This window comes from Halorientalis sp. (assembly GCF_028275115.1).
Lineage (GTDB): Archaea > Halobacteriota > Halobacteria > Halobacteriales > Haloarculaceae > Halorientalis.
The window spans coordinates 1-16,643 of the sequence record NZ_JAQCNH010000126.1; the positions used below are offsets into that span (position 1 = coordinate 1).

A 16,643-nucleotide genomic window follows, 5' to 3' on the forward strand; every position below is an offset into this window, starting at 1 on the left:
GCGCGGATCGTCTCGGCGAAGTGGCCCGCGCCCTGGTCGGGCAGGTCGTCGCGGTCGACGCTGGTGAGAACGACGTAGTCCAGTCCGATCTCGGCGACGGCGTCGGCGACCTGTGCGGGTTCCTCGGGGTCGAGTGGCTCCAGTCCCCCCGTTTGCACGTCACAGAAGTTACAGCCCCGCGAACAGCGCTCGCCCATGAGCATGAACGTCGCCGTGCCGGGGCCGTCCCGGCCGCTCCAGCACTCCCCGAGATTCGGGCAGTTGGCCTCCTCACAGACGGTGTTGAGGTCGTGCTCGCGCAGAGTCTCCTTGATGTCGGTGAACCGCTCGCCCGACGGTGGAGCCATCTTCAGCCAGTCGGGCTTGCGTGTACGGCTCATACACGATGGGTACAGTCAGTGACGGATAAGTATTGGCCTCGGGGTCGGTCGAGTTGGTGCCGTCCGGGTACCGCCGGCGGGAGGCCAGCCATGCAGTTTCTGGCAGACTCGTTCGGTCTGAGTGAGTTTTTCGGGTCACGGTATCGACGGGCATGAAGACTCACGATGGGGCGGCCGACAGGCTGTCCGTGCGGGGGTGAATTTTCGTGTACGTCTGGCTGCTTAGCCGTCTCGGTCTGCGCCCGCATTCGGGAGCGGGGTGACAGGCTGACGTGGTTACCGGGACGCCACGGCACTGGTGTATCGTCGCTCCGGAGTCACGGGACCGACCCGGTTCCGTCGAGATGGGGACAGAGACGGCCTCGTCGCACTGTGCCAGTCTCGGCTCGAACACTGCCGGGGCCGTGGTACAAATATTTACCACGAGTTGTGGTCGAACAACGAGGTGGTGGTTCTGGAAACACGGCCGTTTACCGTGGTGTTTGTGTTTCCTGCTGCCGTCGACGGGATTGTGTTGGTTCGCGACTGGTCCCTGGGTTCGCAATCCCGTCTTCCACCGACCCGCCACGAGAGGGTGACCGAGAAGCCGCTGGCGACCCTCTGTGACATCGATCGGGTTCGAGCGATGTGATGGCGGCGGACGGGTACGACGGCAGGCCGTCGGGGATGGCCCGTGAAGCCGGTAGCGAGTGGCTATCGCCCCGGGCAGCCGGTCTCTGGCGGAACGACCTAGAGATATGACTCGAGAGACGAAACCGTACGGGAGCGGTCGACGGGTCGGTAGTGGCCGCTACTCGGGCACGTGCATCTGATATGCGGGGAACTGCCGGCCGGTGTCTCCGACCGGGACGTGACCGACGGTATGGTAGCTGACGCTGCTGCGTCCTCCGAACCGGTGGTACGCGTGTGGCGTCCGCCGAAGCAGGTCGTCTTCGGGCCACGGGACGTCGCTGCCGATGGATGCGAGGACGGAAAAACTGCGGCCGACAGACGCGGGTTCCAGGCGCGTGAACGAATCGTCGGAGAGTACGCTGTGACTTACACTAGCAACACCGTCGCGTTCGCGCGAGCAGTCCCAGTCGAAGACGAACGACGAAACATAACTGAGTGGTACGAGCGAGCTGTGGCTCAACTCACAAACGCTCCATGCATTGGGCGTCGAGCCAGCGCGGCGGGAACCACCGGGTGCGTTCTGTCCCGGTTCGCACTCGTTGTCGGCGAACGGAAAGCTCGCCGGCATCGCACAGCGTATCCGCGGAGGGGCGGCACTGACTGCGGGAATCGTCGTGACACGGGACCACGATGGTATCGGCCGCGTGCTAGCTCCCGTATAGGCGGCGTTGTCACTCGAGTTTCGGCCAACCGCCGTCGGGAGTCTCCGTCGCGCCGGGAGCGTTGACACACCGGAGAGGGTCGTTCGGGCAGTCGGACGGGCTCTCGCTGACGGGCACGAGACGGCGGAGAGAGAGCCACAGCAGCACATCGGCGGGTGAACTATTACTCTGCTTCGGTCGGGAGCAACGGCTCCGCTCGCTTGTTGAGGGGTCGGGTTTCGCGTGGACTCCCGCGACGCCGTCGCAGCGGCGAGAAGTTCATACTCTCCGTTCGCGTTCACCGTCCCGCGATTCAGGCGCACGTCTACAACGGGCCTCCGGGGTCTGCGTTTTGCCGACGTTGACGAGACGCGGCGCGTCTCGTTCACACACCAGAAATCGAAGATTTCTGGGGACGCCGGAGGTACCGGAGTCCGGCGTTTTTGAAGACGTCGTGGTCAGCGTGGTTCTGGTCGCCGCAATCCCAACGCTCGAAGCCCTCGCCGTGGCGGTTGTCCTCACGGATGGCTCCGCAGGCCGAACACCGCCTGGTCTCGTGGCGGTCTCTTCGGACGGCTTCGACGCCCTGCTGGTAGCTGTGTGCGACGTACTCGCAGCGGCGGCGGACACCGAGGAGTCAGGGGGTGCCCGACGGAGCGTCGACGGGGCACAATCTTCTATACCCGTCCGTGCGACTGGAGAGGTGATGAACGAGCAGCGAGTCTTCGAGGCAATCGAGACCGGAGAGGAGTACGAAACCGACGGGCGGACGGTGACCGACGCCGATATGCGGCTGTTCGCCGGGGCGACGGGCGCTACGGATCCGATCCACGTCGACCGGGAGTACGCCGACGCCCATCCGCTGGTCGACGACGTGGTCGCCCAAGGGACTCTCCTGCTGGCGATCGCCGATGGGTTCGTGGTAGATGCGATCGCGGGTGACGCGGCACTGTCGATGAACTACGGCCACGACGAGGTGCGCTATCTCGACTCCGTCTCGCCCGGCGAGACGGTCCACGGTGAGGTCGTCGTCACGGAAACCGAGCACAGAGACGAAGAGTGGGGGATAGTGAGGGCAACGGCCGAACTGGTTACGACGGACGGAAAGACAGTTTTGGTCGACGAACATAGGTTGCTGGTCGCGACTGCGGCTCACAGCGAGGTTTGAGTTCGGTAACTCGGTTCCTGGTCGGCAGCCGCGAGTCGACGGTGGAGTTCGAGTCAGGTCGCCGGGTCCGATTCGGGGACGAGAGCCAGCAGAACAACTCCGAGACAGCCGATACCGCCGTAGGCCACGAATGCGACCGTCCAGGAGAACGCGTCGATGAGCAAACCGCCGACGGTCGGTGAGACGAGCGTTCCGGTGAACGCGATGGTGGTAAACACCGACAGGCTGGTCCCGCTGGCCCCCTCCGGTGCGAGTTCGCGGGCGTAGACGTAGTACACCCCAGCCCCGAACTGAATCGAGAACCCCACCCCGAGCATCGTCACGGCGAAGGACAGCGGGGACAGATAGTAGTTGATGACCGCCAGTCCGGGGAGTGCAAACAGCAGTGACGCTACGACGACGGGTCGGCGGCGGTTGCCGAGTGCATCGGAGACGAGTCCCCCGGCGGGACGGGCGAGAAGTCCAACGGCGGGTAAAAGCGAGGTAATGGCACCGGCCTCGGAGAGCGTCAGCGGGAGGGACTCTGTCGCGTACGTCGGCATCCAGGAGTTGAAAAAAATGTAGAACATGTACGAGCAGAACGCGGATATCCCGACCAACAGGACCGAGCGGTTCCCGACCGCGCGTTTGAATTCCGGGAACGAGATTGGGTCGGGGGCCCGAACCGGCGTCGACCACGAGAGGGCAAAGAGTGGAATCGAGAGGAGGGCTAACAGCGGGTAAGCGAGGAAGTTCGCTGCCCACCCGAACCGCGCGGCAAGCACTGGGCCGGCGAACTGACTGAGAGCGAACCCGACGGGAGCACTCGCGATGAAGACGGTGAGAACGAGTCCCTGCCGGGCGCCGGAGAAGACCTGGCTCACGACGTTGGTCCCGAGAACGAACACTGTCCCTCCAGCGAGTCCAGCGACGAACCGGCCCACGAGGAACAGTTCGTACGACGGCGCGAAGACGCCTGCCACCCCGGCTGGCCCGAAGACGGCCGCTCCGATCATGATCATGCGTCGGTTGTCGTACCGGTCCATGAGGAAGCCACTCGGCAGCTGAACGAACGCGAACCCGAACACTGCTGCGCTGATGGCGACGCCGGCCGCCGATCTGGTGACGTCGAATTGGTCGAGCAACAGCGGCGCCACACTCGCTGGCGCGATGATGTACGCGTTGGCCGCAACCGACGAGAGGAAACACGCGAGAAAAAGTACCGACCGGAAGTCTCGTTCGGTCACGATTCACTCAGTATGGTTCGTCCCTGCCGCCCGGTCGGTGGCCGGACGGTCGCCGGAATATCCGATCCGGTTCGGTAGGGCGCTGTCTCCGAGGACCAGTTGTACGTCGCACTCACCCGGCCGACGGTCGAAACGGGTTCGAGCGAGCGGCGATACGGCCGAGTAATCGGCGGCGTTTCGACCACGACCGGGAGCGGTCCCCGACACCGTCACAGGAGGGAGTAGCGCGGGTATTCGTGCTTCTGGTATCACTCCGCGGCCATCCCCCCGTCTGCGACGTGGGTCTCGCCCGTGACGTATGCTGCTGCGTCGCTCGCCAGATAGACGGCGATGTTCGCAATCTCCTCGGGGTCGGCGAAACGGTCGGCCGGGATGGTTTCGAGGATGTCGTCGTGGATATCCTGATTCTCACGAACGCCCGCAGTGAACTCGGTTTTCACGTAGCCGGGCGCAAGCGCGTTCACGCGGATGTCCGGTGCCCACTCGACGGCGAGACCCTTCGTCATCCCGACCATAGCGTGTTTCGATGCGGTGTACGGCAGCTGGTACGGCAGCGCGACCACGCCCCCGACGCTGGCGACGTTGATGACACACCCAGTATCGACCCGACGTCCGAACTCCTGAGCACAGTAAAACGCGCCGCTGACGTTTACCTCGAGTATCTTCTGCCACGTTTCGATGTCCAGTTTCCGAGCGTCCCCGTAAAACGGGTTCGTGCCGGCGTTGTTCACCAGCACGTCGACTGTGCCGAGTGACGCCTCGATATCCTCGAACATCGCTTCGATTGCCGCGTCGTCGGTCACGTCGATCCGGTACGGTGCCGCGTTCTGGCCCGTCGATTCGATACGGTCTGCGGTTGCTTCGAGCGCGTCTTCCGACCGGGCGACCGGCGCGACGTCCGCACCAGCCTCCGCCATCGCGACGGCGATTTCCTCGCCGATTCCGCGACTCCCTCCGGTCACGACAGCAACACGACCGTCCAGCGAGAAGGCATCGAGTCCCATACGTGTGTCTCAAATCTGGTGCTTATCAACATTGTGGAACGCCGGCCACTCCCGAGGGGAAAACTATAATTCTCGTGCTGCTGGTTTGTTAGACGCACGGGCACAGAGTCGAGCAACTCACCACAGGTCTGGTCAGTGCCTGTGCACCGGGAGCGGCACTTCAGGTTCGCTCCTCCCTTCTTTACGAGACACGCTAGCTGCTCGCGCCGGTCGACGGAGTCGGGCCTACGGGGTCGGCCGTCCGGGGACACGACGTACCGACCGGTGTCCGGAACGAGACCGTATCCGTCGGTCTTCGGAACCGGTTCCACCATCGTTATTCACGAGGGCCGTTTACCTACGAACTACAATGTGTGCAGCACAGCGTTCGTCGACCGATCTGTTGATTATCGGCGCGGGTCCCGGTGGCTACGTCGCAGCGATCCGGGCCGGCCAGCACGGCAGAGACGTGACGATGGTCGAGCGTGACGCCTACGGGGGAGCGTGCCTCAACCGCGGCTGTATCCCGTCGAAAGCGCTCGTGAGCGCGGCCGACCTGGTGCACCAACCGCAGGCCGCAGGGCAGATGGGGATCGACGCGACCGTGGAGGTCGACTTCGAACAGCTCCAGGCGTGGCAGCACGACGTCGTCGACCAGTTGACCGGCGGTGTAGAACAGCTCTGTGAGGCCAACGGGGTGACGCTCGTTTCTGGGACGGCCACCTTCGAGTCGCCACACGAGGTGGCCGTCGACGGAGGCGACGGCCCGGACAGCATCGAGTTCGAGTCAGCGGTCATCGCGACGGGCAGTCGGCCCGTGACGATTCCAGGGTTCGAGCCCGACGGGGACCGTGTCGTGACCTCGGCCGACGTGTTCTCTCTCGAAGAGCTGCCCGACAGTATGCTGGTGGTCGGCGGCGGGTACATCGGGATGGAACTCGCGACCGTGTTCCAGAAATTGGGCACGAACGTTACCGTCTTCGAGATGCTCGACAGTGTGTTACCGGCCTACGGCGAGGCGGTAACGTCGGTCGTCGTCGAACGTGCAGCGACGCTGGGCGTCGACATTCACACCGGGGCGACGGCGGACGAACTCGTCCGTAAGCAGGCCAGCGTGGAAGTCACGACGACCGACGAGGACGGTCCGTCGCGATTCGAGGCTGACCGGTTGCTCGTTGCGACCGGTCGCGAGCCGGTCACCGACACGCTGGAACTGGGTGCGACGGAGATCCGCCCGACCGACGACGGCTTCATCGAGACCGACCGCCACGGGCGCACCGTCCACGACCACATCTACGCTGTCGGAGATGTCACCGGCGACCCGATGTTGGCACACAGGGCGTCACGGCAGGGAGAGATCGTCGCCGACCACGTGGCAGGCGAAGCGTCCCAGTTCGACTACCGCGTCGTTCCAGCGGTGGTTTTCACCGACCCCGAGATCGCGACGGCCGGTCTCACCGAGGCGGACGCGACCGAGGAGGGGTACGAGCCGATCGTCGGCGAGTTCCCGCTCTCGGCCAACGGGCGGTCACTCACTCTGAATGCGCCCGACGGCTTCGTTCGTCTCGTCGCCGATGCCGATACCGAACGTGTCCTCGGCGGACAGATCGTCGGCCCCGAAGCGTCGGAGTTGATCGGTGAGGTCACCTTGGCCATCGAAGTCGGCGCACGTCTCGAAGACCTCGTCGCAACCATTCACACGCACCCGACACTGTCCGAAGCGGTGATGGAGGCCGCCGCCAACGCCCGCGAGGAAGCGATTCACATCCCCAATCAGTAGTTCTCCGCCGAAGCGCCGTTCGTCCTCGTCCCCGAGCCGAAGTCCGCGAGAGACGCTGCTCGACGAACCGGTGGCGAGCAGGATTACACGGGTCGTGTCCGTCCCGTAGGAGTCGGACGGACGGGTCCGTCGTCTGCAGGTGCGGGAACACCCGGCGCCGTCGCCACCCGGCGTGACTGCGTTGCGGAGCGAGGCGGTTCGGTCGGTCGAGTGCCTCTCGGCCCCGTAGCGCTACTCTGTGAGTTCGGTACGTTTGATCTTCCCCGAGACCGTCGTCGGGAATTCCTCGACGAACTCCACGTCTCGGGGGTACTTGTAAGCGGCTTCGCGCTCTTTGACGAACGACTGAATCTCCGTGACGAGAGACGACGACCGTTCGGCGTCCGCCGCGGGTTTGACGAACGCTTTGACGAGTGTCCCACGTTCCTGGTCGTCGACACCGACGACCACGGCATCGTCGACGGCGTCGTGTTCACGGAGACACTCCTCCACTTCCAGCGGACTGACACGGTACCCGCTGGTGATGATGACCGAGTCCGCACGTCCCTCGTAGTAGATAAAGCCGTCTTCGTCGCGGGAGCCGGCATCACCGGTTTTCATCCAGTCGCCGAGGAACAGGTCGTCGGTCAGTTCCGGCGACTCCCAGTAATCGAGCAGCATCGACGGGTCCCGTTGTTTGACTGCGATGTGACCGATCTCGCCCGGAGGTCGGCGTTCCCCGGTCTCCGCGTCGATGATGGCGACTTCGTGGCCCGGACAGGGTTTGCCCGACGCCTCCCGGTCGACGTCCATGAGTTGCGTGTTTGTCCCGACCAGAAAGTTACACTCCGTCTGCCCGTAGATTTCGTTGACGACGGCGTCCCACTCGTTCTCGACGAACTCGAAGATGTCCGGCGTCACCTTCTCGCCACCGCTCGGGACGACCTCCAGGTCGAGGTCGTACTGCGTGTAATCGATGTCGTCCATCATCCGAATCATCGTAGCCGTCAACAACGCGTTAGTCACGCCGTAGCGCTCCAGCAACTCGTAGACGGTCTCCGGGTCGAACTGCCCGCCGTGCCCGAGGACCGGTTGACCGTGGAACCAGGCTCCCCACACGACGGCGAACAGTCCGCCGACCCACGACCACCCCGACGGGGTGTAGTGGACCGCCCCGTCGCCGGGCATCTCGTTTATCATTTGCCACCCTGGAATGTACCCCAGGAGCTTTCGATGGGCGTGGTGGGCGCCTTTGGGTTTGCCAGTCGTCCCGCTGGTGTAGATGATGTACGCCGAGTCGTCCGCGCCGGTTTCGACGGTCTCGAAGTCCGGAGAGGCGGCGGCGGTCTCTCGCTCCCACGAGTAGCCGTCGACGCCGTCGGCACCGTCGACGGTGATCACCGTCTCCAGATGGTCGAGTTCTGACCGAAGTTCCGCCACGAGGTCCGCACGCTCCTCGTCGACGATAGCGACTTCGGTCTGGGAGTGAGCGAGTCGGTATCTGAGCCCCTCTCGCCCGTACAGAACCGAGAGTGGAACCGACACCGCGCCCATCTGCAACACGCCGAGGTTGGCGAACAGCGTCTCCGGCCGCTGTGGCAGGACGATACCGACGCGGGACCCTCGCTCGACGCCTCGGTCCGCGAGCATGTTCGATACCCTGTTCGCGACGCGCTGAACCTGCCAGAACGTGTAGGTTTCGCGGGTGCCGTCCACGCGTTCGTAAAAAAGCGCGACCCGCTGTTTTCCGTCCTCGGCGTCCGCCCAGCGGCCACACACGGCTTCGGCGATATTGAACGACTCGGGAACGTCCCACTCGAACTGTTCGTAGGCTTCCTCGTAACTGTCGTACTGCTGCAGGTTGATGTCCATATCCGGTCCAGAGCAGCCATAGTAATTACTGTACTGGGACGTGCCATTCTCACGACATATCAACGAATTTACTCCGGCGACTCAGGACATCGAGTACCCGCCGTCGACGACGAGGTTCTGCCCAGTTACGAACGAGGCCCCGTCGCTGAGCAGGAAGACGACTGCGTCGGCCACTTCGTCGGGAGTACCGACCCGGTCCATCGGTGTCTCGCGCCGTGCGAACTCGACGGTGCCGTCGTGTGTATCCTCTCGTAACATCGACGTATCGACGAACCCGGGTGAGACGGCGTTGACGCGGATTCCCTGGGCGGCGTAGTCGCGGGCGATCTGTCGGGTCAGCGCGATGACACCGCCTTTGGCCGCGCTGTAGGACGCGGAGTTGGGCGCGCCGGCGACGCCGAAGACGCTCCCGATGTTGATAATAGCCCCCCCGTCGTCGTCCAGCATTCGTTCAACGGCCGCGAGACAGCCGTGGTAAACGCCGGTGAGGTTGAGTTCGACCGTCCGCTGCCAGTTCGTGGCGTCGGTGTCGGTCAGCGCGTACGAGTCGGCCCGGCCGGCGTTGTTGACGAACCCGTCGATACCCCCGAACGAGTCGACTGCCGCGTCGACGGCGGCCCGGACGGCTTCGAGGTCAGTCACGTCCGTCTCGACGTACAGCGCCTCACCACCCGCCGCTTCGATGCGTTCGTCGGTCGGCACACCGTCGTCACGCGGCCCCTGAGTGAGGTCGGCGTTGACGACCGTCGCCCCCGCCGCCGCCGCGCGGAGCGCCGTCGCCCGACCGAGTCCCGAACTCCCGCCCGTGACGAGCACCGTTCGATTTTCGAGGTCCATGTCGGCACATCACTGTGGGCACCGTCAAAACGGTTCCGCCCCTCGGAGTCGGTCAGGGGAGGGAGTGTCCCGTCCACCGGCGGCCTGTCTCCGAGGGTCGGGCGGAACTACTATTATCAGGGAGTCTGTCCATGATGGTACTGATGGCCAGTAGAAATGTCATATTACGAGTCGACGGACTCACGAAGAAGTTTGAGGGGCTCACTGCCGTCGACGACGTTACTGCCGAGTTTCACGACGGGGAACTGAACGCGATTATTGGTCCGAACGGGGCAGGCAAAACCACCTTTTTTAATCTCCTCACGGGGTCGTTAGAACCGACGAGCGGTGCGGTTCACTTCGAGGGTCAAGACATCACCGGAATGAATCCGAGCGGCATTGCCCGACGCGGCATCATCAGGTCCTATCAGGTGACGAAACTGTTCGAAGAGTTGAGTGTGCTGGAAAACGTGGCCATCGCGGTCCAGTCGAACTCGATGTCGTACAATTTCTGGCAGCCGACCGACCCGAAGATATCCGAGCGGGCGCGGGAAATTCTCGACCGCGTCGGTCTGACAGGCAAGGCCGACGCTCTCGCGGCGAATCTAAGCCACGGGGAACAACGAACCCTCGAAATCGCCGTCACGCTGGGAACCGACCCGAAATTCCTCCTGCTCGACGAGCCGACCAGCGGCATGAGCCCCGAGGAGACCACCGAAGTCATCGAGCTTATCCGGGAACTGCAGTCCGATTTTCCGATAATTCTCATCGAACACAAGATGGACGTCGTCAACGAAGTCGCCGACAATATTATTGTACTGTACAACGGCAGAAAGATAGCCGACGACGAACCCTCGGTGGTGCAACGTAACGAGGAGGTTCGGCAGGTGTACCTGGAGGGGTCGACATGAGTCTACTGGAACTCACGGGGGTCGACACCTACTACGGCCAGAGTCACATCCTCCACGACGTCTCGTTGACCGTCGACGAGGGCTCACTCTGTGCCCTCGTCGGTCGGAACGGGGCAGGAAAAACGACCACGCTACGCTCGATAATGGGGGTCCAGAATCCCCGGTCCGGAACTGTTCGGTTCGACGGGGTCGACATCACCGACAACGACCCCCATCAGACCTCACAGGCCGGTGTCTCGCTCATTCCGGAGCACCGTCGGGTCTTCCCGGAGCTCTCGGTCGAGGAGAACTTACGACTCGGGCATCTCGGACAGGACGTTGCCGGCGACAGGGTAGCCTCGTTGACCGATCAGGTGTTCGAGTACTTCCCGCGGCTGGAAGAGCGAAAGTCCCAGCAGGCGGGGCAGATGAGCGGCGGTGAACAGCAGATGCTCGCCATCGCACGCGGGATGTTGTCCGATCCGGATATGTTGCTCATCGACGAACCGACCGAGGGACTGATGCCGGCGTTGGTAGAGAAGCTTCGGGACATCCTCACCCGAATCAACCGTGACGGCATCACCGTTCTACTGGTGGAGCAGAACGTCGAACTCGCCTTCGATATCAGCGACTACGCTTACATTATCGACGAAGGCGAAAACAGAGTCGACGGACCGAGTGAGGAACTGAAGCAGGACGACGAGATCAAAGACCGTTACCTGGCGCTCGGATAGCCCGGATCGAGACTCGCCGTCGAATCAAAAACAACGCAGTTGATTACGGTCGCAGTCGTTCGATGAGTCGCCTGATGCTGAACGACTCGTTTTCGTCGAGGAACGTGTTTCGCAGGAGGCCGATGATACCCTCCGGTGCGAGCATGACGATAGTGATAATAACGAGCCCGAAGAATATTTCCCAGTGGTCGGTAACTCGGGTCAGCGTGTTCGAAAAGAAGATGAACACGACTGAACCGACGAGCGGTCCGGTGAGTGTCCCGATCCCGCCGATGATAGTCATGATGACGACTTCACCGGAGAGCTGCCAGAACAGGAGACTCGGGGAGATGAACACGAACAACACGGCGTAGATCGCACCGGCCAGTGCCGAGATGGCGCCCGACATGGTAAACGCCAACAGCAGATACTTGTCGACGTCGTACCCCAGATGTAGGGCCCGCTCTTCGCTCTCGCGAATCGCTTTCAGCACCCGTCCGAACGGGGAACGGACGACCCGGGCTACCAGAGCAAACAACAGCAGAAACAACGCACTGACGACGAAGAAAAAGTGTAGCTCGTTGTTCATCGGCGCCAGTGGACCGATTTGGGCCTCGGTAATGGGGATCGACGCACCGTTTGACCCACCGGTCAGGTCGGCCCACTGGAACACGATTACGTACACGAGCTGTGCCAGCGCGAGGGTGATCATTGCGAAGTAGATGCCGCGCCGGCGGAGACTCAGGAAGCCGAACACGACGCTCAGCGCCGTGACCGCGACGACCGTGACCGGAATCGCGACGTAGAGGCTCGAAAACAGGTGTTCGAGCGAGAGAATGACGCCGTACGCACCGAGACCGAAGTACGCTGCGTGGCCAAAGGAGAGTTCGCCACCGAACCCGAGAATGATGTTGTAGCCCATGGCGAAGATGGCCATGACCATGACATGGGAGGCGATAAACGGTCCCATCAGGTCCGGGAGGATGGCGATGAGCGCCAGGCTGGCGACGAAGGCGAGTCGCAACTCGCCCACGCGGTCGGAGAACGACCGCACGCGGGTCGCGACTGCCGAAATCATTCTGCGGCCACCTCCGCTCCGAAGAGGCCGTCGGGGCGCACTAGCAACACGACTGCCATGAAGACGAACGCGATAGCCTGTGCCGCCTCGGAGTAGAACACACCGGTCATCACCTGCAACTGACCGATCAGCAGACCGGCGACGATGCTCCCGCGGAAGCTACCGAGGCCACCGACGACGACCACGACGAACGCTGGAATCAGCAGTTCGATACCGAGCGTGGGGAACGCACCTCTGACCGGACCGATGAGCGCGCCAGCCGTGCCGGCCAGCGCAGCGCCGATGCCGAACACCACCATGTAGAGGCGTGAGACGTCGATGCCGAGCATGTCGACCATCTCCCGGTCCTGTGTCCCCGCGCGGATCAGGAGACCCAGGTCCGTCCGGTTCAGGAACAGGTACACCGCAGCGATGAGGACGGTGCCCGCGACGACGACGAACACCCGGTACAGCGGATAGCTGAACAGCACGAGGTCGACCGCACTGTCGCCCCACGCCGGCGTGGAGAAGTTTTTGCCGGTTCGTCCCCAGACGAAGATGACACTGCCACGGAGTAACTCGGCGACGCCGAAGGTCAGTAGCAACTGGAGCAAGGCGCCGTAGCGGCCGTAGGTGTATCTGAGCAGGGTTCGTTCGAGTAACATCCCGAGTACGAGCGTCGCGACGATAGCACCCCCGACCCCGAGGAAGTAACTCCCCGTCGCGTCGATCACGGTCCAAGAGACGTAGGTCCCAACGAGGAGTGTGTCGCCGTGCGCGAAGTTGATAATTCCCAGCAGGCCGAAGATAATGGTCAGACCCAGCGAGATGAGAACGAGAATCATTCCGAGCACGAGGCCGTTGAACAGCTGCGCGGAGTAGTAATCGACCTGCAGCGGCACGGACAGCGTCTCCACCACTCCAGGGAGTGCACTGGTGAGTGTTGACGAAAGCATTAGTTCAGATTAGAACGAGCAGCCTGTCTGGTCACAGGTTCGCATGTGCGCGTCGGCGGGGTCGTCCGGGACGTTGATGACCTCGTAGTAGTTTTGTCCGTCGACCTCGGACGGGTCCCGGCCCTGCACGGTCATCGTCGCGATCGACGCACGATGGTCACAGGACCGGAACCGTTCGCCGGTGCCCCACAGCTGCGGGAACAGCTCACGGTCTTCCATTTCGTCACGGACGGCCTCGTGGTCCGCTCCGTCGGCGGCGTCGATTGCCTGCAGCGTGGTGCGAATTCCCGCGTACATACTCGCCGAAAAGCCGAGTGGGCGGTCACCGTACTCACTTTTGAACGCATCCGAGAACGACTTGGCTGCACCGGCCCCGTGTTGCCAGTACCACGGCGCGCTCGCGTAAAAGTTATTCTTGCTGAGAATCTCCGAGCCGATCTGTTCGGCCTCGACGATGCCTGTCGCGGGCCAAACGCAAACGCGGTCTTCGAACAGGCCGAACTCGTTGGCCTGTCGCGCGCTCTGAACGTGGTTCGACGCGAACAGATTGAAGCTGATGATATCGGCCCCGGAGTTTCGCGCGTCCGTGATCGCCTGTGAGTAGTCGGTCGCCCCGAACTCGACGAAGCTGTTGCCCAGGTATTCGACGCCATCGGCGTTCTGGACGATCTGCGTCTCGTTCCAGTTTTGGATCGACTGCCCCCACGAGTAGTCCGCGCTGATCTCGTAGACGCTCTCCCCGAGGCCCTGCTCCAGCACGTAGCGGAGCCCACCGCTGGTCTGCATAACCGCACTGTTGCCAGCGTTGAACGTGTTCGAGCGGCACTCGGCGCCCGTGATGGCGTTGCTGCCACCGACACACGTGTAGATGACGTCCTCACGCTGGGCGAGTTCACCGATCGCCAGCGCGACACTGCTCGAAAAGTTGCCCGCGAGGAAGTCGGCGTTCTCCTGTCGCAACAGTTCGCGGGCGACCGACGTCGCCTCCTGAGTGTCAGTCTGCGTGTCGCGGAACACGACCTCGACCTCTCGTTCGCCCGCGTCGTTGTCCTCGTTGGCGTGTGTGACGGCCAGTTCGACCGCCTTCTTCTGGTTCTGCCCGATGTTCCCGTACGGACCACTCGTCGGAATCGTGCCACCGATCGTGATGGTTCCCGAACTGCCATCACCGCCTCCGGTCAGACAACCGGCGAGTGTGAGTGAAGACCCGGCCGCGGCGTACTTCAGGTACTGCCGTCGAGACGCACTTTTACCACTGGTATTATTTGACATCCGTAGACTGCTTATTCGAGAGGTTACTTATAAATTATGGAAGAAATAAGGTTCGTCTTATAAATGCACCAGTGAGTTCGCGAATTCGGATCGGGAGCGGTGAGGAACGCTCTGTCAGAGCCCCGACGCCCAATCGGTCCGCTATCAGGGCCGACCGGAAACGGGAGCCGCCGTGTTCGGAGCGCGGGATCAGTTGCTGCCGTGTCGGTCGACGATAGCCTGGCGCTCTATCTTTCCGGTCCCGCTTTTGGGCAACGAGTCCGTGAACACCAGTTCTTTCGGACGTTTGAATCGCGCGAGTCGGTCCTCGAGGAACGCGTCCAGTTCGTCGTCCGAGATGGGTTGGCCGTCGACCGTCGTGACGACGGCCTTGACGATTTCACCCCACTTCTCGTCCGGTTCCCCGAAGACGACGACCTGGTCTACGTCGTCGTGTGAGTACAGTGCTTCTTCGACTTCGCCCGGATAGACGTTCTCCCCGCCGGTGATTATCATGTCGTCCATCCGGCCGTGGATGTGGTAGAATCCCTCCTGGTCCTTCTCGGCGATGTCGCCGGTGTAGAACCAACCGTCCTCGTCCCAGGCCTGTGCAGTCTCCTCCGGGCGACCGAGATATCCGTCCGCGACGGTCGGTCCCCGGTGCAGGAGTTCACCGGCCTCCCCAGGTGGACACTCGTCGCCGTGTTCGTCGACTATCTTCGCGTCTACGTGTGTGAACGTCCGCCCGTTACACTTCGCTGGCTTGTCCATCGCGTGTTCGGGTCGAAGGAACAGCGAGCCGTCGGTGGTCTCGGTCAGCCCGTACGCCGCGACACAGGGCACACCGACCTCGTCGAACGATTCCTTGAGTTCGCTCGGCACCGGTTCGCCACCGCCGATGACGAGTTCGAGCGCGTCGAGGTCGTGGTCCTGCCAGCCGTCGACACCGGTCATCGTGTTTAGCATCGTTGGGACGGCGAACATCTTGGTGACGCCGTAGTTCGCCATTATTTCCCAGGTCTCCTCGGGTTCGAACTGCTGCTGAAGAATGACTGTCCCGCCCGTGTGGAGCACCGGCAGCGTCAAGATGTTGAGTCCACCGACGTGGAAAATCGGCGACGACGTGACGGTCACGTCGTCGCTATCGAGTTCGGTGTCGACGATGTAGCTCACCGACGAGAAAAACAGGTTCTTGTGCGAGAGCGGGACGCCTTTCGGCCGCCCGGTCGACCCGCTCGTGTACAGGATCACTGCCGGGTCCTCGAACACGTCGGCCACCGCCACCTCGGTGGCGTCCCGGTCGTAGAACGTCGCCCAGTCGTCGGCGTCGACACGTGTTTTACCGTCGGCCTCACCGATTCGAACTGTCTCCACGTCCGCCGTTGGAAGGTCCGCGACCGTCTCCTCAAAGGTGCCCTCGTAGACGAACAGTTCGGGGTCGACGTCTCCCTGTAGGTAGGCCAGTTCGTCGGTGGCGAGCCGGTAGTTGAACGGTGCGATAGCCACTCCGAGCTTACACGTCGCGAAGAACAGCTCGAAGAACTCGACCGAGTTACGGAACAGGCCGCACACCCGGTCACCGCTCTCCACACCGCGAGCGGCCAGTTCACGAGCGACGGCGTTGGACCGCTTCTCGAGTTCCGAGTACGTGTGCTCGTTCCGGGTCGCCTGTTCGACGATTGCGACGTCGTCCGGCTGACCGGACGACTTTTTACGGAGGATGTAGCCGAAGTTCGATTGCTGCATACGTCACCCCTGTGTTCGACCGATGCTTAGTGTTTATGTTAGGTTTTATTCATTGTCGCGGAGCGCGTCAAGTCGGTAGTTCGTCTCGTAGGCGTGAGGGAACTCGGCCAGGAAGACGAACAGTCCGTCGAAGTCACGGGGGTGATAGAGATACTCGGTGAACCCCCCGGCCGCGATTTCACCGACGGGGTCGATGCCATCCTCGGCCAGTTCTGCCTGTGCCGCAGCCAGGTCCGCGACCTGGAAGGCAATAGCGTACAAGCCGGTTCCGTTTTTTTCGACGAACTCCGAAACTGCGTCCTCGCCTGTTTCCGAGGCCGGTTGTATGAGGTCCAGACCGATACCGTTGCGGTCGATGACGCTCTGGAGTTCGTTCGCTCCGGCCGACGTCTCGGTTGTCAGCGTCAGGCGGTCACCGAACGCGATATCGAGGCGCTCCGACAGCGTCCCCGACGTCTCTTCCACGTCGTCGGTCGCGACCACGATTCGGTCAATGTCAACAACCTGCATGAC

At 62.7% G+C, this 16,643-nt stretch carries 14 protein-coding genes; 4 read left to right on the plus strand and 10 right to left on the minus strand.

Annotation, left to right across the window (positions count from 1 at the left end):
- Positions 1–380, minus strand: a 380-nt coding sequence (locus tag Q0964_RS16075; RefSeq protein WP_349254480.1) for a radical SAM protein, incomplete at its 3' end; no start/stop codon positions are given.
- Positions 381–2,147: 1,767 nt separating this feature from the next.
- On the opposite strand from Q0964_RS16075, the gene Q0964_RS18580 reads away from it, so the two are divergent.
- Positions 2,148–2,861: a MaoC family dehydratase gene (locus Q0964_RS18580; RefSeq protein ID WP_299269578.1), complete on the plus strand. Its 714-nt coding sequence runs from the start codon at positions 2,148–2,150 to the stop codon at positions 2,859–2,861.
- 53 nt (positions 2,862–2,914) lie between these two features.
- On the opposite strand, the gene Q0964_RS16085 is transcribed toward Q0964_RS18580, so the two are convergent.
- Positions 2,915–4,087 (minus strand): MFS transporter, encoded by a 1,173-nt coding sequence (locus Q0964_RS16085; RefSeq protein ID WP_299269582.1) that lies wholly within the window; start codon positions 4,085–4,087, stop codon positions 2,915–2,917.
- A gap of 248 nt (positions 4,088–4,335) precedes the next feature.
- Entirely contained in the window at positions 4,336–5,091 is a 756-nt protein-coding gene (locus Q0964_RS16090) for an SDR family NAD(P)-dependent oxidoreductase (protein WP_299269584.1), read from the minus strand.
- 349 nt (positions 5,092–5,440) lie between these two features.
- On the opposite strand from Q0964_RS16090, the gene lpdA reads away from it, so the two are divergent.
- Positions 5,441–6,850, plus strand: coding sequence for a dihydrolipoyl dehydrogenase (gene lpdA, locus Q0964_RS16095; protein ID WP_299269586.1), 1,410 nt, complete (start codon positions 5,441–5,443; stop codon positions 6,848–6,850).
- Positions 6,851–7,081: 231 nt separating this feature from the next.
- Here the strand turns inward: lpdA and Q0964_RS16100 are convergent, their stop codons facing one another.
- Positions 7,082–8,701, minus strand: a complete 1,620-nt coding sequence (locus Q0964_RS16100) for an acetate--CoA ligase (RefSeq protein ID WP_299269589.1) — start codon at positions 8,699–8,701, stop codon at positions 7,082–7,084.
- Positions 8,702–8,782: 81 nt separating this feature from the next.
- Entirely contained in the window at positions 8,783–9,538 is a 756-nt protein-coding gene (locus tag Q0964_RS16105; RefSeq protein ID WP_299269592.1) for an SDR family NAD(P)-dependent oxidoreductase, read from the minus strand.
- 143 nt (positions 9,539–9,681) lie between these two features.
- Here Q0964_RS16105 and Q0964_RS16110 point away from each other — a divergent pair, with 143 nt between their 5' ends.
- On the plus strand, positions 9,682–10,428 hold the full coding sequence (locus Q0964_RS16110) for an ABC transporter ATP-binding protein (protein ID WP_299269594.1): 747 nt from the start codon (positions 9,682–9,684) through the stop codon (positions 10,426–10,428).
- Entirely contained in the window at positions 10,425–11,141 is a 717-nt protein-coding gene (locus tag Q0964_RS16115; RefSeq protein ID WP_299269596.1) for an ABC transporter ATP-binding protein, read from the plus strand. Before Q0964_RS16110 ends, Q0964_RS16115 begins: the two co-directional genes overlap by 4 nt.
- 43 nt (positions 11,142–11,184) lie before the next feature.
- On the opposite strand, the gene Q0964_RS16120 is transcribed toward Q0964_RS16115, so the two are convergent.
- From Q0964_RS16120 to Q0964_RS16140, 5 genes are all read right to left on the minus strand, one after another.
- On the minus strand, positions 11,185–12,198 hold the full coding sequence (locus Q0964_RS16120; RefSeq protein ID WP_299269599.1) for a branched-chain amino acid ABC transporter permease: 1,014 nt from the start codon (positions 12,196–12,198) through the stop codon (positions 11,185–11,187).
- The gene (locus Q0964_RS16125) at positions 12,195–13,133 is read right to left on the minus strand and encodes a branched-chain amino acid ABC transporter permease (protein ID WP_299269602.1); all 939 of its coding nucleotides are present in this window, start codon (positions 13,131–13,133) and stop codon (positions 12,195–12,197) included. Before Q0964_RS16125 ends, Q0964_RS16120 begins: the two co-directional genes overlap by 4 nt.
- Before the next feature lie 9 nt (positions 13,134–13,142).
- On the minus strand, positions 13,143–14,405 hold the full coding sequence (locus Q0964_RS16130) for an ABC transporter substrate-binding protein (RefSeq protein ID WP_299269604.1): 1,263 nt from the start codon (positions 14,403–14,405) through the stop codon (positions 13,143–13,145).
- A gap of 189 nt (positions 14,406–14,594) precedes the next feature.
- Entirely contained in the window at positions 14,595–16,130 is a 1,536-nt protein-coding gene (locus tag Q0964_RS16135; RefSeq protein WP_299269606.1) for an AMP-binding protein, read from the minus strand.
- A gap of 45 nt (positions 16,131–16,175) precedes the next feature.
- On the minus strand, positions 16,176–16,640 hold the full coding sequence (locus tag Q0964_RS16140) for a VOC family protein (protein ID WP_299269608.1): 465 nt from the start codon (positions 16,638–16,640) through the stop codon (positions 16,176–16,178).
- Positions 16,641–16,643: the final 3 nt, after the last annotated feature.